Raw genomic sequence first — 20,341 nt, 5'->3', positions numbered from 1 at the left:
CTTTTATACAATTTGATCTAAAGGCCTCCGATTCCAATCTTGCACTTTTCGGTATTCACTCATGGACATTCCTGTTATCGATTTAAACTGTTTGGCCAAATGGCTACTGCTCTTATAGTTCAAATCATAAGCTATTTCAGAAAATGTCTTGTTATCCATCTGGATTTCTTCCTTTACCCGCTCAATTTTCAAGAGGATAAAGTACTTTTCAATGGTCAGGCCCTCCTTGGCACTGAACATTTTACTGAGCACCGAATAATCTTTGTTCATTTTTTCTGACAGGTATTTCGAGAGATTCCGGTGCAAATCGCCATCCAAAGCATTGATCAAGTGTTTTTTAATGTCAGCTATATAACTTTCATTCACACCCTCGATCAATTCAAAACCATTTTTGACCAAAATCTCCCGAATACGCTCCAATTGATATTGGGCTCCGTCATAAAATTGGACTTCTCCCAAATCCATATGTACCACCTTGATGCCCGCATTCTGAAACTCTTGTCTCAGAACACCTTTGCATCTATCGCAAACCATATTTTTTACTTTAATCCGCATCGCTGGTACACAATTCAAGCTTTAATTAATTGTGGGTATGTCCGTCCGCCATGTGCTCCTCGTTCAACACATAGGTCATCCCGCAAACTGGGCATTTACCCTCTTCATCGCTTCCACTGCCTTCACAATGCATTGGGCAAACATATGTGGAGGTATATTCCTTGCCTTCCATGTCATGCCCTTCATGGTCCATCTTTTCCATGTCATGGCCTTCTTCATGTTCCATGGTTGCTTCCGTAGAAGTTTCTTTTGCTTCCTCCGTTTTTCCCTTGCACGATACCGTAAGTACCAATACTGAAGCGAATGCGATTCCGATAATAGTTCTAATGTTTGTTCTCATTTTTGACATTTTAAATTTACTTGTTAATTAAATAATTGATGATGGCAGATTGTAGATAATACAACTGCACTGATTGTATTTGATTGGTTTGAAACTTGAGCTGCAACTCCTGAATGTCGAGGACATCGTTAAAGTCGATGGTGCCCGTTTCGTAGTTCTTGATCAGGATTTCTTCGGCATCCTTGGCCTGTTTTAGGTTTTTTGCTTGGGTTTGATGCGCAATACGAGCCTGATTCCGTTGCGAAATGGCATTGGCATAGGCATTTTCCAGCACGTTCAGCCGCTCCTCTTTTTGGAATTCAATCTCTTTTTGACGAAGCTCGTTCTGTTTGGTGGTCGATTTAAACTTATTGTTGAAAATGGGCACGGAAAAAGTGACCATGGGCATTACAATATCCTTTCCGTTATCGCTAAAAACCATATTATCCCGTTCCGATACGGGTATATAGTCCAACCCTATCCCAAAACTTGGAGCATTTTCCTTTTGGTTGAGCAATTCCGATTGCGTGACCGATTCATACAATTGATCATATTTGAGCAACTCTGGATTAAGGCTCAAATCTTCTTTGTTGAAAATGGGGTCGTCCACAGGAATATCCATTACATTCACCACCTCAACCCCAATACTTTCATCACGATTCAGTAAATTATTGAAGACAGCCTGCTCTGCTAGGTACGATTGCTCCAACACTTCTTTCTGCTGTTGCAGTTCATTTTGACGAATTTGAAGTTTTAAAACATCAACCGCGGAGGCATTTCCCACTTCAACAGAGGTCAAAGCCAAGGTCTCGTAGGTTTTTAGCAATTGTATATTTTCCTCCAATACTTTCTGTTTGGCTTGAATCCCATACAATTTGTAATACGATTGTGCCACGGACAAGGCCAATTTTCGTTTGGCGATCACAATTTCCGCATACTCGGTTTCCGCCATGGAACTTGCATAGTTTTCCCGTGCGGTGATCGTCCCGAACCAAGGTAACATTTGCGATACCGAAAATCTGGCACGTTGTGCTCCTGTTCTGGTCTCTGGTTCGCTCACAAAATATCCTGCTGCTATGGTGGTATTGGGCAAAGTGTTCATTTCGACCACCTTTTCCTTTGCGATGTTATAGCGGAGTTCCAACGCTTGGATCATGGGACTGTTCAACTCGGCTTCTTGCAAATAGCTTTCCAAGGACTGGGCGTTAACCCCAAAAGCCGTTAAAGCAAATAGTATGTATATGAATCTATTTTTCATCGGTTTTGCATTTTAAGTTGCAGCTCACTTTTCCAACTGTATAGCACGGGCACCACAAACAAGGTGATCAATGCGATCAGCATACCTCCAAAACTTGGAATAGCCATCGGAATCATGATGTCACTTCCTCTACCCGTACTGGTAAGCACGGGCAGAAGTGCCAAAATGGTGGTCGCCGTGGTCATCAAACACGGCCGGATACGTTTTTCGCCTGCTTCCAATACCGAAGCACGGATGTTTTTCAAGTTGTCCGGTTTGTTCTTATCAAAAGTTTGGGTAAGGTATGTGGCCATCACCACCCCGTCATCCGTGGCAATTCCGAACAGGGCAATAAAACCTACCCAAACGGCCACACTCAGGTTAATCGTATGCATTTGGAAAAGATCACGCAGGTTCTCTCCCATAAAACTGAAATTCAGGAACCAATCCTGACCGTAGAACCAAATCATTAAAAAGCCACCTGCAAAAGCTACCGCAATTCCAGAAAACACCATCAAGGATGTGGCCACCGACCTAAACTGAAAGTAAAGAATCAAAAAGATGATCAATAGGGCCAAGGGAACCACCACGGACAATGTTTTTTCGGCACGTAACTGGTTCTCATACGTCCCGGTAAATTTATAGCTGATGCCTTTTGGCACTACCAATGCTCCACTTTCTATTTTTTCCAGGATCTTGGCTTGGGCATTTTCCACCACATTGACCTCTGCATAGCCATCTTGCTTATCAAATAGCACATAGCCCACCAAAAAGGTATCCTCACTCTTGATGGCTTGCGGTCCTTGTTCGTAACGGATGCTTACCAATTCGCTCAATGGAACAGGACTTCCTTTTTGTACGGGAACATAAATATTTTCCAAATCGGTTGGGTTTTCCCGAAGTTCCCTTGGGTAGCGCACCCGAACACCATAGCGCTCCCTTCCTTCCACGGTTTGGGTCAATGTCATACCTCCTAGGGCAACCTCAAGAATTTGCTGCACATCTTCAATCACAAGTCCATAGCGCACCAATTTTTCACGGTCAATATCGATGAGCAGATAGGGCTTCCCAACGATTCGGTCTGCAAAAACAGCTTCATCTTTAACTCCAGCCGCTTCTTTTAAAATAGGCTCCAGTTTAAGACCAAAGTTCTCGATTTCCTTTAAATCCTGACCTTTCACTTTAATTCCCATCGGAGCACGCATTCCTGTTTGAAGCATCACCAAACGTGTTTCGATGGGTTGGAGCTTGGGCGCCGAAGTAACTCCGGGCAACTTGGTCACTTTCACGATTTCGTTCCAAATATCATCCGGATTTTTAATCTCGGGGCGCCAGTTTCGGAAGTATTCACCATCAGTATCAGGAATTAAAAGATTCCTATTTATTCGCAATGGTTCGCTTACATGATTTTCCGTATAGTTTTGTTCGTTGCTCACTTTCAAGTTTGGATTGGCCAATACTTTTCCGTTGCTCAGCTCAAAATACCCATCTGCATTTACCTTGAATCGTTGTGGACTTCCAGCATCATTTTTCTCATATTCTGAGCGGTATTGAATAATATTCTCATACATGGAAAGTGGTGCGGGGTCCAATGCGGATTCGGTTCTACCTGCTTTTCCTACCACGGTTTCAATCTCAGGAATGGTGGCTACGGCCATATCCAATTGCTGCAACACCCGCTTGTTTTCTTCCACTCCCGCATGCGGCAATGAAGTGGGCATCAACAAGAAAGAACCTTCATTTAAGGAAGGCATGAACTCTTGACCTGTATTCCGCATGATCATGAACCCAAAGACCACAATCACCGTCGGAATGGACAAGAACAACAATTTGTTTTCCAATGCCCAGGTCAAAATACGGCTGTAATATTGTCTGAAGAGGTAAAATACTCCCAATAAAACACCACAAATCAATCCAACAAAAATTAGGTTGATGGCAATACTACGATCAAAGCCCAAGGGTCTCCAATAAGTTGCTAACAAGAAAATGATTGTCGCAACGCAGATACCCACATTGAGCATTCCAGCTTGTTTCTCCTCCAGAATTTTTCTCAATTTCAGGATTCCAGCAACACCGAAAGCGATCAACGCCAAGCCCAACCAATATCCGAAACCGATGGCAACCAATCCCAAAAGAATCAAAACACCATTCCAAATGTACTTGTATAATTGATTAGGGCTTTTCTTTCTAAAAATTATCGCTGCAAAAGGCGGAATCAAAAAGAGCGCCACTATAATAGAGGCCGTCAATGCCATCGTCTTGGTAAAAGCCAGTGGACGGAAGAGTTTTCCTTCGGCACCGACCATAGTGAATACAGGTATAAAACTGATAATCGTGGTCAGTACGGCCGTTAAAATTGCTCCTGAAACCTCGGAAGTGGCATTGTAGACCACCTCATTTATGGACAAGTTTTCATTGTTTTCGTCCATATGTCGGATAATATTCTCAGAGAGAATGACCCCAACATCGACCATAGTTCCAATCGCAATGGCTATTCCTGAAAGTGCCACGATATTGGCATCTACCCCAAACATTTTCATGGAAATGAAGACCATGAGCACTGCAATGGGCAACAAACCAGAAATCAGGATAGAAGCTCGAAGGTTGAACACCATAACCACAATGACCAAAATAGTGATGAGAATTTCAAGAGTCAAAGCTTCGTTGAGCGTGCCAAGGGTTTCTTGAATGAGTTCAGTTCTATCATAAAAGGGAACAATGGTCAATTGCGAAGTGGTCCCATCTTTCAATTCTTTCGATGGAAGTCCCGCACTCAACTCTTTTATTTGATCTTTTACATTGTTGATAACCTCCAACGGATTGGCTCCGTATCGGGCCACAACCACACCACCAACTACTTCGGCTCCTTCCTTGTCCAAAATTCCGCGACGCACCGCAGGCCCCAAAGAAACTCGGGCCACATCCTGTACACGAATGGAGGTGTAATCCGTTGCAGTCACCACTGCATTTTTGATATCGTCCAAAGATTTGATGTAGCCAAGCCCACGAACCAAATATTCTGCTTTGTTGATTTCCAAAGTTTGTGCACCAATATCCCGATTACTCTGCTTTACGGCTTTGACGACTTGATCCAACCCCACGTTGTACTGTTTCATCAATTCAGGATCCACGTCCACTTGGTATTCCTGAACAAATCCGCCAATAGAGGCGACTTCGGATACGCCAGATGCCGAGGATAAAGCATATTTTACATAGTAATCCTGTACACTGCGTAGTTCCTGAAGGTCCCATCCGCCAGTAACGTTTCCGTCTTTATCACGACCTTCCAAGGTGTACCAGAATATCTGTCCCAAAGCAGTAGCATCAGGTCCCAAGGCAGGGTTAACACCATCAGGCAATAGGTTGTTAGGAAGTGAATTAAGTTTCTCCAGAATACGGCTGCGACTCCAGTAGAACTCTACATCCTCCTCAAAAATGATATAGATACTAGAAAACCCGAACATAGAAGAACTCCGAATGGTTTTTACCCCAGGTATTCCCAATAAAGAAGTTGTCAATGGGTAAGTAATCTGATCTTCGATATCCTGAGGGGAACGACCTGGCCATTTGGTGAACACAATCTGTTGGTTTTCACCTATATCGGGAATAGCATCAACAGCCACGGGATTGCTTGGCAAAATAGCACCAGTATTCCAATTAAAAGGAGTGCTTACGATGCCCCAGGCCATAAAAACCAGCAGGAGCAATACGGCTACTAATTTATTTTCTATTAAAAATTTGATGCTTTTATTCAGCATAAAGGTTTGATTTAAACATTAGATCGACTCAAAAACGCGCATAAACGCAATTGCCCAACCATTTTAGGTCAGGTAAAATTCAATCTATGTTAAATCAAATAAGGAAAGTCTGGTCAAGAACCTGGACATCCCGTATCAATGGAGGTGGGTTGTACTCACTGAAGGGAGTAAGTTCTTCGGAATCAATTTCGAAAAGTTGAAAATAGGTTTGGACAAAGCTTACCAAGAAGACTTGCTGATCCAAACTAAAGTTTTCAAAGGAGAGTTTTAAGTCGTCTTGACCTTGAACAGTAAAAGATTCATCATCACAACACGATTTTTCCATCTTCATGTCCATGCCGCAATCGTCGGCGTGCGCAAAGAAAGAAATATCCATCACCCGACCCATACAAATATGCTTGTCCACCGTCCACGAAACCGTGGAGGCCAACAGCAAAAATGCCATTACCGAGGATACTATTTGATGAAAAATCTGCTTCATTCGACTACAAAACTACAAAATATTAACATTTATTGTTTTGCTTAACAGAACTTTATCTGTTTTTAAGCTGTAAGCTTGTTTTCTTTTGTCGTACAAATCCACTATTCAATACATTTGCAAAAAAATACCTCATGCTAAAATCATTGGAACCCAAGGTCCTCGAAATCATAAAAGATGAAAACAAATCGATTGATACCCGCTTGGGCGAAATCTGTGAACTTTTGCGCAACAATGTCGACCATTACGACTGGGTGGGTTTTTATTTTAAAAATGGGGATAAAAATGAATTGAAATTGGGACCCTACGCTGGCGCTCCAACCGACCACACCATCATACCCTTTGGCAAAGGTATTTGTGGACAGGTTGCCGTGAGCAACAAGAACTTTGTGGTACCCGACGTAGCTGCGCAAGACAATTACATCGCCTGCAGCATCACGGTAAAAGCAGAGATTGTTGTCCCGTTGTTCGTAAATAGTGAAAATGTGGGGCAAATCGATATCGATTCCAACACTCCTGACCCATTTACCGAGGAAGATGAACGCTTTTTGGAATTCGTCAACCAGAAAGTGGCAGAGATTCTGTAAAACTTCTCCGAATTTGTTGATAAACCGTACTGCTATTTAGTGGCAAATGGAGTACTTTTGTACGCTTAAGAAATTGATTTTTAAGATATAAATGAGTACTGCCAAAAAAGCCTCCGCTGCATTGATTTCCGTTTTCCATAAAGACGGATTGGAACCTATTGTAAAAAAACTGGATGAACTAGGTGTAACCCTTTATTCTACTGGGGGAACCGAAAAATTTATACGCGACCTGGGTATCGATGTGGTGCCTGTCGAGGATGTTACCAGTTACCCTTCCATTTTGGGGGGACGCGTTAAAACCCTACATCCAAAAGTGTTTGGCGGCATTTTGAACCGTCAGGACAATGATAGCGATGTGGCCCAAATGGAGGAATTTGAGATTCCGCAGTTGGATATCGTCATTGTGGACCTTTACCCTTTTGAAAAAACGGTGGCCAGTGGGGCATCGGAACAAGATATTATTGAAAAAATAGACATAGGGGGCATCTCTCTCATCAGGGCCGCTGCCAAAAATTTCAAGGATGTACTTTGTGTTTCATCCATGGAAGATTATGAAGATTTCTTGGGCGTTATTTCCGAAGGAAATGGCATCACAACCTTGGAAGACCGCAAACGTTTTGCTACCAAGGCGTTCAATATTTCTTCACATTACGATACGGCCATCTTCAACTACTTTAATAAAGAAAAAGAAGAAACCGTATTAAAAATCAGCGAGACCAAAGGTCAGGTGTTGCGCTATGGTGAAAACCCGCACCAAAAAGGATACTTCTTTGGTGATTTTGATGCGATGTTCTCCAAACTTCACGGTAAGGAACTGTCCTACAACAACCTTTTGGATGTTGATGCTGCCGTAAACCTAATGGGCGAATTTAAAAATGATGAGCCAACCTTTGCTATCCTAAAACACAACAACGCTTGTGGCTTGGCCACACGAAATACTATTCATCAAGCGTATGTGGATGCATTGGCAGGTGATCCTGTTTCAGCATTTGGTGGTATTTTGATTTCCAATGTTGAAATTGACAAGCCTACTGCAGAAGAAATTCATAAACTGTTCTGCGAAGTGGTGATTGCCCCTAGCTATTCTAATGATGCTTTGGAAATCTTGAAAGGCAAGAAGAACCGAATCATTCTTATACAAAATGAAACAGCATTGCCAGACACTTTGGTAAGAACTTGTTTGAACGGTGTTTTGGTTCAGGATAAAGATTCCAAAACTGATTCCAAAGAAGATTTGACCCCTGTTACCAAAAAACAAGCCACGCCAGAAGAAATCGAAGATTTGATTTTTGCCTCCAAATTGTGCAAGCATACCAAAAGTAATACCATTGTTTTGGCCAAGAACAAACAATTGTGTGCAAGCGGAACAGGGCAAACATCACGTGTTGATGCCTTAAACCAAGCCATTCATAAGGCAAAATCCTTCGAGTTTAATTTAGATGGAGCAGTAATGGCCAGCGATGCCTTCTTCCCGTTCCCTGATTGTGTGGAGATTGCGGACAAAGCGGGCATTAAAAGTGTAATTCAGCCAGGGGGTTCCATCAAAGATCAGCTGAGCATTGATTATTGCAACGAAAATGGATTGGCGATGGTGATGACGGGCACTCGACATTTTAAACATTAATTTTAGTACTTTAGCCGATAATTTTTACCGTTAATCCGAAATAAACGCTTTTTTATGGGATTCTTTGATTTCATGACCGAGGAAATTGCTATTGACCTTGGTACTGCAAATACCCTGATCATCCACTTGGACAAAGTGGTTGTAGACAGTCCTTCCATTGTGGCAAGGGACCGTGTATCGGGGAAAATAATCGCGGTGGGCCGCGAAGCCAATATGATGCAGGGGAAAACCCATGAAAACATCAAAACCATACGGCCGTTAAAAGACGGGGTAATCGCCGATTTTGATGCATCGGAAAAGATGATCAGTATGTTCATCAAAAATATTCCGGCGCTCAAGAAAAAATGGTTCCCGCCGGCACTTCGCATGGTCATTTGTATCCCATCGGGCATTACAGAAGTGGAAATGCGTGCGGTACGTGAGTCTGCGGAACGTGTTAACGGTAAAGAAGTATACCTTATTCATGAGCCCATGGCCGCTGCCATTGGTATCGGCTTGGACATTATGCAACCGAAAGGTAATATGATTGTGGACATAGGTGGTGGTACAACCGAGATTGCTGTAATCGCGCTTGGTGGTATCGTGTGTGACAAATCCGTTAAAATTGCAGGGGATGTGTTCACGAACGACATTATTTATTACATGCGTACCCAACACAACTTGTACGTCGGGGAAAGTACCGCAGAAGCCATCAAAATAGAGATTGGTTCGGCTACGGAAGATTTAAAATCCCCACCAGAAGACAAATCGATTCAGGGTCGCGATCTTTTAACGGGAAAACCAAAACAGGTCCAGGTGTCTTACCGAGAAATTGCCAAAGCCTTGGATAAAAGCATTTTAAGAGTAGAAGATGCGGTTATGGAAACTTTATCGCAAACTCCTCCCGAATTGGCTGCCGATATATACAACACTGGTATTTATTTGGCGGGTGGTGGCTCTATGCTGCGAGGATTGGACAGAAGGCTTTCCCAAAAAACCGATTTGCCCGTTTACATTGCCGAAGATCCTTTGAGAGCCGTTGTTCGAGGCACCGGTATCGCGCTTAAAAACTTGGAACGCTATAAAAGTATTTTAATAAAATAGCACTGTAGTCTTTACAGTTCTATTATCTTCAAGGAGTTGAATATCTTCTTAACGATACGATTGCATGCAACGCATCATCAATTTTGTTTTACGCTATAGAAATGCATTTTTGTATGCATTTTTTGCGTTTATAGCCTTGGTCATGACCATTCGGTCACATTCCTACCATCAATCCAAATTTTTTAATTCATCTCGATGGGTCACGGGCAGCATTTATGGCGCTGGTTCCGATGTGTCCTCGTATTTCAATCTGCAAGAGGAGAACAAAAGATTGGTGGAGGAAAATCAGCAGTTGCGAAGAATCCTTTTCAACGCTCAATATGATAGCATTGAACCCCTGGATTCCACCTTGGCCGTATATCAGGTTATGAATGCCAAGCTCATTAAAAATAGTTTTACCTCTCCCCGCAATTACGTAACCATAGACAAAGGGGAGGAAGATGGTGTCCATCAAGATATGGGGGTAATAACCACCGACGGTATTTTGGGCATTGTAGAAAATGTTTCGAACGGTTTTGCCACTGTCCAAAGCGTGCTTAACACCAAATCCAACATCAATGCCAAAATAAAAGGCACGGAATACTTTGGCTCTTTGATCTGGGACACCAAAGATTACACCCTTGTCCAGCTTGTCGATATTCCCAGATTGGTGCCATTGGTCGTTGGTGACACCATTGTTACCGGCGGCATGTCCAGTATTTTTCCGGAAAACGTGCCTATCGGGACAATAAAAAAGTACGACCTCAATGATGCCAAGAGTTTTTATAACATTGATGTGGAACTTTTTTCAGATATGGCCAACATCAAAAATGTGTACTTAATAGCGAACAAGGATAAAGAGGAAATTGAAGAACTAGAATCCAGAACCATAGAATGAACAACACCTTGATCATAAATATGCTGCGTTTTGTGTTGTTGGTCATCACACAGGTGCTCATATTCAACAATCTGAATTTTTTAGGCTTTATCAACCCATTTGTCTACGTGGTGTTCTTTTATTGGTATCCCATCAAAGTAAATCGTGCGATTTTTATGCTCACCGCATTTTTATTGGGGTTAGTCATCGATATTTTTTCGGATACTTTGGCTTTAAACGCTCTAGCTTCGGTAACCATTGCCTATGCCAGGCCTGCCATTATGAGGTTTTGTTTTGGCGTTAACTACGATTTTCAGAGTTTTAGCTTCAAAAACACCACCAAGGTCCAGCGCATCACCTTTTTGGCCTTGCTTGTTTTGATTCATCATTTGATATTCTTTTCGTTTGAGATTTTAAGTATCGCCCATTTCCTTTTAATTTTGAAGAAAGTTTTTGCCACAGGTATTGTAACTTTAATACTTTGTGTATTATTCAGTTCACTTTTTAGTCCAAAAACCGAATAAAAACGTAGTTTTTATCGTTGGGATATATACGGAGCCCAAGAATTTAGGTCGATCATGAAAAAATTATTGCTTTCATCCATAGTTGTTCTTATAGGATTTACCTTTATAGGTAGACTGTCCTATTTGCAATTGTTCCGTTTTTCGCCCGATCAAATATTGGACGACCCTGCCATAAAAAAAGTGTATGACTATCCTGAAAGAGGATACATTTACGATAGGGACGGTAAACTCTTGGTGGGCAATCAACCTGCATACGACGTTATGGTCATCCCAAGGGAAGTAAAACCTTTGGACACTTTGGAATTTTGCAGTCTTTTGGGCATTGAAAAGCCTGAATTCCTTGAAAAAATGGAAAAAGCCAGACGGTACTCCCCTAGACTACCCTCGGTTTTGGTTCCTCAACTTTCCAAAGAGGATTATGCCAAGCTTCAGGAGAAAATGCGGCATTTTACCGGCTTTTATATTCAAAAAAGGTCATTGCGCTATTACAACACCAAAAGTGCGGCAAACGTACTCGGCTATATTAGTGAAGTGAACGAATGGGACCTCAAAAATAACCCGTACTACGTTGCTGGGGAGTTAAAAGGCCGAACAGGCATTGAGCAGCAGTACGAAGAGATACTAAGAGGACAAAAAGGGGTTAAACATATTCAAAAGGACCGTTTTAACAGGGATATTGGTCCGTACAAGGATGGAAGATTGGACACCCTGCCCCAACAAGGCAAAGAGATACATATTACTCTGGACAAGACCTTACAAGAATACGGAGAAAAGTTGATGCACGGTAAACGAGGGGGAATTGTTGCCATTGAACCCAAATCTGGGGAAATTTTAGCCATGATTTCAGGCCCAACATACGACCCTGCACTTTTGGTGGGCAGACAACGATCAAAAAATTATAGCAAACTCCATTACGATACCATATCCAAACCTACATGGGACCGTTCCATTTTGGCGCAGCCTTCACCAGGGTCACCTTTCAAAACCCTGAACGCATTGGTCGGTCTCCAAGAAGGTGTTATCAATACCGATACAAAATTTAGATGCTATCACGGTTTTTATGTAGGCAACACGCTCAGGGGATGTCATTGCGGTGGTGGCGTCAGGGATTTGAACTCGGGCATCTATCAATCTTGTAACGCCTATTTTGCTGGTGTATTCCGAAAGATTTTTGATAAATACGAGACCACCGATAAAGGCATGGATGTTTGGGAAAAACATATGAAAAGTTTTGGCCTTGGTGATTTCTTGGGTACCGACCTCCCTACAGGCGCCCCGGGAAGAATTCCAGATGTGGCCTATTACGATAAGTGGTATGGGGATGGCCGGTGGGCGGCATCCACGATCATATCCAATTCCATAGGTCAAGGGGAAATTGCGGCCACCCCCCTACAATTGGCCAATATGACTGCCGCCATTGCCAACCGCGGATATTTTTACACCCCGCACATTATTAAAAGTATTGGGAACCATGGTAAAATTGACCCCAAATACACCGAGCCCCGTTATACCACCATTGAGAGAAAACATTTTGACCCCGTGATTGAGGGGATGGCCAATGTATACAACTATGGTACCGGAAGATGGGTTCAGATTCCAGATATAGAAATTGCCGGTAAAACAGGAACTGTAGAAAACTATATACGGGTTGACGGTGAACGCATGCAATTGACGGACCACTCTGTTTTTGTGGCTTTTGCACCTGTGGAAAACCCTCAGATAGCCTTGGCAGTATATATTGAAAATGGCTATTACGGATCACGCTACGCAGGACACATCGCTTCACTTTTGATAGAAAAATACATCAAAGGGGAAATTACCAGAAAAGATCTTGAGAAGCGGATGCTGGAAAAAACATTGGAACACGAATACGCAAAACCTTACAGCGGTGAACCCTTTGAAATAAACGAGTATGAGTGGTAGAGGACCTTTTGGGAGGTTGGATTGGATTACATTTATCCTCTACACGCTTTTAGTTTTTATTGGTTGGATCAATATTTACTCCACTTCTGTTGGGGAAGCGCATACTTCAATTTTTGACTTTTCCACTTTATATGGAAAACAACTCTTTTTTATAGGCCTTGCTATATTGGGCATCATGTTCGTACTATTTGTGGAATCACAGTTTTTTGAACGCTTTGCCTCCATTTTTTATGTAGTTTCCATTGTGCTGCTATTGGGGTTGTTTGTTTTCGGGAAAACGATTGCAGGAGCAACTTCTTGGTACGATCTTGGTTTTTTCAACCTTCAGCCATCGGAGTTGGCCAAAGTGGCCACTTCTCTAGCTTTGGCAAAGTTCTTAAGTGATATACAAACCGATATACGCACGGGGAAACACCAACTTTATGCCCTGGCCATTATTCTATTGCCTGCCTTGCTGATATTGCCCCAACCTGACCCAGGAAGCTCGCTCATTTATTTTTCGCTTTTTTTTGTGTTATTCAGGGAAGGTTTTCCAATCTATTATTTAGGAATTCTAATATTTGCCGTGGTCTTGTTTGCTACAACTTTAATGTTTGGAACCGTTTGGGTTGCCATTGGATTGATTATTCTGACCTTGTTGGTCTATACCTTCAAAAAAGCTTCTGTAAAGATACCTATTCTTCCCGTTCTCGGGGTTATTGTTGTATCCATACTCTTTTCACTATCCGTAAATTTTGTGTTTGAAAATGTATTTGAACAACGCCACCGAGACCGCTTTGCGCTATGGTTAAGTCTGGAAAAAGATGAAGAGAAACTAGATGAGATCCGAAAGACAATAGGCTACAACACTTATCAATCAGAAAAAGCGATTGAGTCGGGCGGATTTATTGGAAAAGGGTTTTTGGAGGGCACTCGGACCAAAGGAGATTTTGTGCCAGAGCAGCATACCGATTATATTTTTAGTTCGGTCGGTGAAGAATGGGGCTTTTTGGGCACCTCGGCCGTAATCTTGCTGTTCTCGTTGTTCTTTTTACGATTGATTTATATTGCCGAGCGACAAAAAAGTGACTTTAGCCGAATGTATGGCTATGGGGTGATTTCCATATTGGTGTTCCATTACTTCATCAACATTGGAATGGTAATCGGGCTATTGCCCACTATTGGTGTTCCCTTGCCATTTTTTAGCTATGGTGGTTCCGGTCTTATTTTCTTTACAATGTTGTTGTTCATCTTTCTAAAACTGGACTCCAACCGATTAAAGGATGGTATTTAGAATTTCCAGCCCGAGGAATCCACTTGAGATTCAAGTTTAGACTGCCAGGCTTCAGGTTGTTTCTCAAAAAAATCAATGCCTGTTTTTATCTCTATTTCATCAATGGGCACCAAAAAATTTTTGAGAGGTTCTTGACTTTCCTCTGCTGGAATCAAAAAGGCGAGCAGCTGTGCGTTATCATCAAAGCCTCTCAATACAATTTTGTAAAACATCCGGGGTACATCAACATCTTCGTCCCCTATTTCAATTAAATCATCTTCCAAAACACCGCCTGTCACCACCAATAAATCGCCATACTTTTTACACCAATAGCGGATTTTCTGCTCCAAACGGTTCCAAATGCCTGCATTGAATTGTTTATCCTGCGGACTGATGTTGCTCGTGTAAAAAGTTTCGTTGTACGCCTGTTCAGAAAATCGACGATCTCCTGCCGGCAGCAAATGTCCTCTATCGTAACCGGAACCTCTATAATTTTTCCAATCCGCCGATTTTGTGCTTACCTTCGGATCTTCTATAAAATAAGGTCTTTGTCTATCATCATAAGTGAGATGTTCCTTTTTTAGGGTATATGCTACCCACTCTGGCTGTTCATGTGGTTCACTATATGAAAGTGTGTAATAAGCATGCTCCACTATTTCTCCAGTTGTAGAGGTAGGTAAAAAAATTGATTCCGCTAAATCCACACTGGAACCATTGGTATTGGAGTATGTGGCTGGAGTATAAAAATTTTCGAACAGCCAAAACCCGATTATACATAGTGTAATGAGCACCGCATATATCGTCCTATTTTTCATTGAACCAATTGTTTATTTGAAAACTTTATTGCCTAAGTTGCCATAAAAAAAGCCAACTCACAAGAGTCGGCTTTAAATAGGATTATTTTAATAGTGACCAGACTATCCTTTAACGCTGGCCAATTTATTTTCTTCTTTTTTGATATTATTCTGGTGAAGGTCCTTAAGTACATTCACAGCTTCTTCTACATAAATGTCTCGTGCCAAATCCTTGTGCCATCTGTCCCTTTTTTCTCTTAGTACAGAATCTTGAGTAAACAGTTCTTTCTCATACTGTAGGGAGCTAAAAGATAGTTTGGAATCGTAATCCCTTAAGCTTTTGAACCTTTCTGAACGTTTTTTGGCCTCTTGTTCTTTGTTCACGTATGCATTATAATTAAGGGAAATCAAGTTTTCGTCCTGTTGCTCCTTCAGCCATCTGGCGTTTTCCTCAATAAGTTTGATTTGCTCGTTACTCGCCATACGTTCCTTGCTCTTTTTCACGGCATCATCAAAATCAATGTAACCGTCCCAAACTTTATAGTCGGCAGGAGTGATCTTATCCCAACCCAATGGATTTTGTTGATCGCGCTCTCCCAAATCGATATAACTGTATCTGTCCGGAACCACGATGTCACTTTTTACTCCTTCCAACTGGGTAGACCCGCCGTTGATTCTATAGAATTTTTGGGTGGTCAATTTGATTGCTCCCAAATCTCCGTGCTCGTTTCCTCGGACGATACCATCCAAAGGAATTACATTTTGTACAGTTCCCTTTCCGAAGGTTTGCTTGCTTCCAATGATCACAGCTCTTTTATAATCCTGCATAGCGGCTGCCAAAATTTCCGACGCCGATGCGGATAGTTCGTTTACCAAAATTACCAATGGTCCGTCCCATTGAATCCGCTCATCCTTGTCCTCGTGCACTTCTTTTCGTTGCCCAGAGGAACGCACTTGAACTATAGGGCCATCCTTAATGAACAATCCTGCCATTTCAACAACGGTTTTTAATGATCCTCCTCCATTATCACGCAAATCAAGTACAATACCTTCGGCACCTGCTTCTTTTAAACGTTCTAATTCCTTGGCTACGTCTGTTGCCGCATTTCTTTCGCTATAGTCTTCAAAATCCACATAAAATTTTGGGAGATCGATTAGACCATATTTAACATCGCCAGCATCTATGGTGGCAGATTTGGCGTAGGATTCTTCCAATTCCACTACATCTCGGGTTATGGAGACCGTTTCTATGGTACCATCTACTTTGCGCACGGTTAAATCCACTACGGTTCCTTCCGGACCTTTGATCAATTTAATGGCATCTTCCAATCGCATTCCCACAATGTTGATGGGCTCTTCGCCTTCTTGCCCTACTTTTAGGATTTGATCGCCCACCTCAAGGCTCTGGTCTCTCCAAACAGGACCACCGGAAATAATCTCTACAATTTTGGCGCCTTCTGGTTTCTTCTGTAACCTGGCTCCTATACCTTCAAATTTACCTGACATACCAATGTCAAATTTTTCCTTTTCTTCTGGAGCAAAGTAAAAGGTATGGGGATCAAACTCCTCAACAATGGTGTTCAAATACTGCACAAACCAGTCTTTACGTTCCAAATCGCCCACAAAGTCGAAAAACTCGTCCAAGGTGTTTTTGGTCACTTCCCTTGCTTCTTCCTCTGTAATAACTTTATCTACAGAGCTCGGTATATCGTTAAATGCCAATATCGCATCGGCATCCAAGCCTGATTCCTGATTTGCATCAGAAATTATATTATCCACTTTATTGTCGAAAACATTAAGTGTGTTGTATTTCAATTGCTTTCTCCAACGTTCCTTGAGTTCTTTTTTGTTGGCCGCAAAATCTTGTTCGTCATAATCGATCTCAATGGATTCATCGAGTGTATAATCAAAAGGCGTAGCAAGTACTTCTTTGTAAATATCCTTGGCTTCCTCCATTCGGACCATTAAGCGCTCATATACGGTATTGAAAAATTCGATATCGGTGTTCCTGATCTCGTCATCGATCATGAACCTGTATTTTTCAAATTCCCTGATGTCGCTTTTTAGAAAGTATCTTTTGGTTGGGTCAATGATATCGATAAAGTCATCAAAAACATTGGAACTGAAGCTATCGTTCACTTCTTTGGGCTCATAATGCCCTTTTTCCAACACGTAGGAAATCAATTCCAACAAAAATTTATCCTTGTCGTCGTTATCAAAAGACTTATTGGTAAAACTGCAGGAGGCAACTGCAACAAGGATAACCAAAAGTGCCAAAATAAAGTTCTTTTTCATAATGTGATTTTTCTAGAGCGAAATAATCTGACCTCATACTGTCAAATCTTCATTACATCACCCATCGTTTCTACTTGTATGAATTCTCTAAGATACAGAAAAAACCGTGCCAGTCCGTTCTGCCCAATTTAATTTTTTGTTAAACGCTGAAGGTTTCATATCCTTTTGAAAAACGTATTTTTATAGCTTAAATTATCCAAGATGGAAAAACCGCTTATTCTGGTTACCAACGATGATGGAATCACAGCTCCAGGACTTAGGGCGTTAATCCGCACCATGAAAGAACTTGGAGATGTTGTGGTAGTGGCTCCCGACAGTCCGCAAAGCGGTATGGGACACGCCATTACCGTAGACAGTACATTGTTTTCCAAAAAAGTTGTCGTAGACCATAAAGAAGGTGCCCCGAGCGAGTACAGTTGTAGCGGAACCCCTGCGGATTGTGTAAAATTGGCACTTCGGGTAATTTTGGACCGAAAACCCGACATTTGTGTAAGCGGTATCAATCACGGGTCCAATTCCTCCATAAACGTGATTTACTCAGGAACCATGAGTGCAGCCATTGAGGCAGGTATCGAAGGTATTCCCGCTATCGGTTTTTCGCTCTGTGATTATTCTTGGGATGCTGACTTTGAACCCGCTCTGGGTTCCATCAAAAAAATTGTTTCCGAAGCGTTGACCAATGGAATTCCAAAGGGAACAGTCTTAAACGTCAATATTCCAAAAACAAAATCAGCACCCAAAGGGATAAGAATATGCAGGCAGGCACGCGGCAATTGGAAAGAGAAATTTGACAAAAGAACTAGTCCTTCTGGAAAGGATTATTATTGGTTAACGGGAGAATTTGAACTTTTGGACAAGGGCGAGGACACGGACGAATGGGCCTTGGCACAAGACCACATTTCGGTAGTGCCCACCCAGTTCGACCTCACGGCACACCACGCCATACCACAAATAAACAACTGGAACTTAAATGAACAATAAGAAAGAAATCATCATAGGATTTATCGTAGGAATTATTGCAAACACTTTTGGAACTTTGCTTTACATTCTCATGTTTTCCGATTTGGGCATTGTGGAGACCTTTAATGCCGCTGTTAACCAAGGGCACATTGGCAGTTTATTGGCATTGGGCGCAATTTTAAACTTGGTGGCGTTTTTCGGGTTTTTACGCATAAAAAGGGATCAAAGGGCCAAAGGCGTTATGTTGGCGACCTTGGTAACTGCCTTGGTTATTTTAATGTACAAAGTGATGGCTTAAAAGTCTAAAAATCAAACCCAAGAACAAGTTCAAGATTAAATGTTTTTACTGAAATTACTTTTGGACATGGTGTTTGCATTTTAACTTGATACTTATCAATGAAATATTATATAATAGCTGGTGAAGCATCGGGGGACCTGCACGGGTCCAATTTAATAAAAGCTCTTAAAAAAGAGGATGCCTTGGCAGAGATTCGTTGCTGGGGCGGCGACTTGATGCAACAAGCTGGCGGCGATTTGGCCAAACATTACAAGGACATGGCTTTTATGGGTTTTTTGGAGGTCCTCATGAACATTCCTACCATCTTCAAAAACATTTCATATTGCAAGGAAGATATTCAAAAGTTCAATCCAGATGTAATTATTTTTATTGATTTCTCCGGCTTCAATCTTAGGATTGCCAAGTGGGCCAAGGATCATGGTTTCAAGACCAATTATTACATTTCACCCCAAATTTGGGCATCAAGAGAAAGTAGAATCAAAAAGATCAAGAGGGATATTGACCATATGTACGTAATCCTTCCTTTTGAAAAAGATTTTTACGAAAAAAAACACGGTTACCCAGTACAGTTTGTTGGTCATCCTTTAATTGATGCCATAGAAAACACACCGCTACAGGACAATGACACGTTCCGAAAAGAAAACGGACTGGACCCTGACAAACCCATTATTGCCTTGCTGCCCGGGAGCAGGAAACAGGAAGTGCAAAAAATGTTGGAGGTGATGCTTTCTGTAAAAAAAGATTTTTCCGATTATCAATTTGTGATCGCGGGCGCTCCAAGTCTTCCCGATGAGTTCTATATCCCATTCTTAAAAGGTGATAAAGTGGAGTATGTTTCCAACAAAACCTACACGCTTTTAAAGCATTCCCATGCCGCAATGGTTACCAGTGGAACGGCAACTTTGGAAACAGCTCTTTTCGGCATCCCACAAGTGGTTTGCTACAAAGGAAATTGGATTTCCTACCAAATTGCGAAGCGCATCATTACGTTGGATTATATATCATTGGTGAACTTGATCATGAAAAGAGAAGTTGTTAAAGAATTGATTCAAAATGATTTATCAACAAAAAATCTTAAAAAAGAACTTTCCAAAATCGTAGATGGGGCCGAGCGGGAGCGGATGTTATCTGACTATACATTGTTAAAAGAAAAGTTGGGAGGGAAAGGTGCCAGTGAATTGGCCGCCAAATTAATTGTGAAAAATGCGTAGTTTTATCTTCCAAGAAAGTAAATCTATTCTTGGATGTTACGAAAAACCATAATCTTACTGTTGCTTTTTACCATCGCTGCTTGTGGCCCAGGTAAAAAACGACGCACCTACAGCAAGACCCGAACCGTTACGGTAGAGGGGTCCACCACTGACACTTCCCCTAAACGAAAATCCAAAAAGGAGGGGCGTAAAAATACTAAGGCAGATGCCATTGTTTCTACAGCTATCACATATTCTGGAACCCGCTACAAATACGGGGGAACCACCAAGAGGGGTATGGATTGCTCCGGATTGGTCTATGTTTCTTTAAAAGAAAACGAAATCATGTTTCCCAGAACTTCCTACCAAATGGCTTTGGAAGGGCAAAAAATTCGGGTAAACAGTGTTGAAAAAGGAGACTTGCTCTTTTTTAAGACCAGTAAAAGAGGAAAGCGCATCAACCACGTAGGATTGGTGGTCGATGTGGATGGAAACGACATCAAATTTATACATGCCACAACCTCACGGGGCGTTCTGGTATCCTCGTTACGGGAAGGATACTGGAACAGTGCATTTGTAAAGGCCATGCGCATCCTGTAAAGTGCGTC

General features: G+C 41.9%; 18 protein-coding genes. 11 read left to right on the top strand and 7 right to left on the bottom strand.

Features of this window, described 5'->3' with window-relative positions; translation table 11 throughout:
* Positions 1-3 precede the first annotated feature (3 nt).
* The 5 genes from J4E06_RS05050 to J4E06_RS05030 form a co-directional block, all read right to left on the bottom strand.
* On the bottom strand, positions 4-555 hold the full coding sequence (locus J4E06_RS05050) for a helix-turn-helix domain-containing protein (RefSeq protein ID WP_293165373.1): 552 nt from the start codon (positions 553-555) through the stop codon (positions 4-6).
* A 25-nt stretch (positions 556-580) separates the two neighbouring features.
* Positions 581-895 carry a heavy metal-binding domain-containing protein gene (locus tag J4E06_RS05045; protein WP_349522949.1) on the bottom strand — a complete coding sequence of 105 codons (315 nt, stop codon included), beginning with the start codon at positions 893-895 and terminating at the stop codon, positions 581-583.
* 16 nt (positions 896-911) lie between these two features.
* Positions 912-2,132: a TolC family protein gene (locus tag J4E06_RS05040; RefSeq protein WP_349522948.1), complete on the bottom strand. Its 1,221-nt coding sequence runs from the start codon at positions 2,130-2,132 to the stop codon at positions 912-914.
* Positions 2,129-5,869, bottom strand: a complete 3,741-nt coding sequence (locus J4E06_RS05035; RefSeq protein ID WP_349522947.1) for an efflux RND transporter permease subunit — start codon at positions 5,867-5,869, stop codon at positions 2,129-2,131. The genes J4E06_RS05040 and J4E06_RS05035 overlap by 4 nt, the downstream gene beginning before the upstream one ends.
* A gap of 94 nt (positions 5,870-5,963) precedes the next feature.
* Positions 5,964-6,350: an HYC_CC_PP family protein gene (locus tag J4E06_RS05030; RefSeq protein ID WP_349522946.1), complete on the bottom strand. Its 387-nt coding sequence runs from the start codon at positions 6,348-6,350 to the stop codon at positions 5,964-5,966.
* 131 nt (positions 6,351-6,481) lie between these two features.
* On the opposite strand from J4E06_RS05030, the gene J4E06_RS05025 reads away from it, so the two are divergent.
* The 7 genes from J4E06_RS05025 to rodA all read left to right on the top strand — a co-directional run bounded on the left by J4E06_RS05025 (position 6,482) and on the right by rodA (position 14,217).
* Positions 6,482-6,934 carry an XrtF-associated fRMsr-like GAF protein gene (locus J4E06_RS05025; RefSeq protein ID WP_349522945.1) on the top strand — a complete coding sequence of 151 codons (453 nt, stop codon included), beginning with the start codon at positions 6,482-6,484 and terminating at the stop codon, positions 6,932-6,934.
* 91 nt (positions 6,935-7,025) lie between these two features.
* On the top strand, positions 7,026-8,558 hold the full coding sequence (gene purH, locus J4E06_RS05020; RefSeq protein WP_349522944.1) for a bifunctional phosphoribosylaminoimidazolecarboxamide formyltransferase/IMP cyclohydrolase: 1,533 nt from the start codon (positions 7,026-7,028) through the stop codon (positions 8,556-8,558).
* Positions 8,559-8,612: 54 nt separating this feature from the next.
* Positions 8,613-9,641: a rod shape-determining protein gene (locus tag J4E06_RS05015; RefSeq protein WP_127138234.1), complete on the top strand. Its 1,029-nt coding sequence runs from the start codon at positions 8,613-8,615 to the stop codon at positions 9,639-9,641.
* Between the two features lie 64 nt (positions 9,642-9,705).
* Positions 9,706-10,518 (top strand): rod shape-determining protein MreC, encoded by an 813-nt coding sequence (mreC, locus tag J4E06_RS05010; RefSeq protein ID WP_349522943.1) that lies wholly within the window; start codon positions 9,706-9,708, stop codon positions 10,516-10,518.
* Entirely contained in the window at positions 10,515-11,021 is a 507-nt protein-coding gene (locus J4E06_RS05005; protein WP_349522942.1) for a rod shape-determining protein MreD, read from the top strand. The genes mreC and J4E06_RS05005 overlap by 4 nt, the downstream gene beginning before the upstream one ends.
* Positions 11,022-11,075: 54 nt before the next feature.
* The gene (locus J4E06_RS05000; RefSeq protein ID WP_349522941.1) at positions 11,076-12,944 is read left to right on the top strand and encodes a peptidoglycan D,D-transpeptidase FtsI family protein; all 1,869 of its coding nucleotides are present in this window, start codon (positions 11,076-11,078) and stop codon (positions 12,942-12,944) included.
* Positions 12,934-14,217, top strand: coding sequence for a rod shape-determining protein RodA (gene rodA, locus J4E06_RS04995; RefSeq protein ID WP_349522940.1), 1,284 nt, complete (start codon positions 12,934-12,936; stop codon positions 14,215-14,217). The genes J4E06_RS05000 and rodA overlap by 11 nt, the downstream gene beginning before the upstream one ends.
* Here the strand turns inward: rodA and J4E06_RS04990 are convergent.
* Together J4E06_RS04990 and J4E06_RS04985 are read right to left on the bottom strand one after the other, a co-directional pair.
* Positions 14,214-15,011: a DNA/RNA non-specific endonuclease gene (locus tag J4E06_RS04990; RefSeq protein ID WP_349522939.1), complete on the bottom strand. Its 798-nt coding sequence runs from the start codon at positions 15,009-15,011 to the stop codon at positions 14,214-14,216. The genes rodA and J4E06_RS04990 overlap by 4 nt on opposite strands.
* Positions 15,012-15,113: 102 nt before the next feature.
* Entirely contained in the window at positions 15,114-17,285 is a 2,172-nt protein-coding gene (locus J4E06_RS04985) for a carboxy terminal-processing peptidase (protein ID WP_349522938.1), read from the bottom strand.
* A 201-nt stretch (positions 17,286-17,486) separates the two neighbouring features.
* Here J4E06_RS04985 and surE point away from each other — a divergent pair, with 201 nt between their 5' ends.
* The 4 genes from surE to J4E06_RS04965 all read left to right on the top strand — a co-directional run bounded on the left by surE (position 17,487) and on the right by J4E06_RS04965 (position 20,333).
* Complete coding sequence (gene surE, locus J4E06_RS04980; RefSeq protein ID WP_349522937.1) at positions 17,487-18,266, top strand: 5'/3'-nucleotidase SurE; 780 nt, start codon at positions 17,487-17,489, stop codon at positions 18,264-18,266.
* Positions 18,256-18,543, top strand: a complete 288-nt coding sequence (locus J4E06_RS04975) for a hypothetical protein (RefSeq protein ID WP_349522936.1) — start codon at positions 18,256-18,258, stop codon at positions 18,541-18,543. The genes surE and J4E06_RS04975 overlap by 11 nt, the downstream gene beginning before the upstream one ends.
* Before the next feature lie 98 nt (positions 18,544-18,641).
* Positions 18,642-19,754, top strand: coding sequence for a lipid-A-disaccharide synthase (gene lpxB / locus J4E06_RS04970; RefSeq protein WP_349522935.1), 1,113 nt, complete (start codon positions 18,642-18,644; stop codon positions 19,752-19,754).
* A 33-nt stretch (positions 19,755-19,787) separates the two neighbouring features.
* Positions 19,788-20,333 (top strand): C40 family peptidase, encoded by a 546-nt coding sequence (locus J4E06_RS04965; protein ID WP_349522934.1) that lies wholly within the window; start codon positions 19,788-19,790, stop codon positions 20,331-20,333.
* The last annotated feature ends 8 nt before the right edge of the window (positions 20,334-20,341 follow it).

The sequence above is a fragment of the Allomuricauda sp. NFXS6 genome, assembly GCF_040148835.1.
Classification (GTDB): Bacteria; Bacteroidota; Bacteroidia; order Flavobacteriales; family Flavobacteriaceae; genus Flagellimonas.
This window is presented reverse-complemented; position numbering and strand designations above follow the sequence as displayed.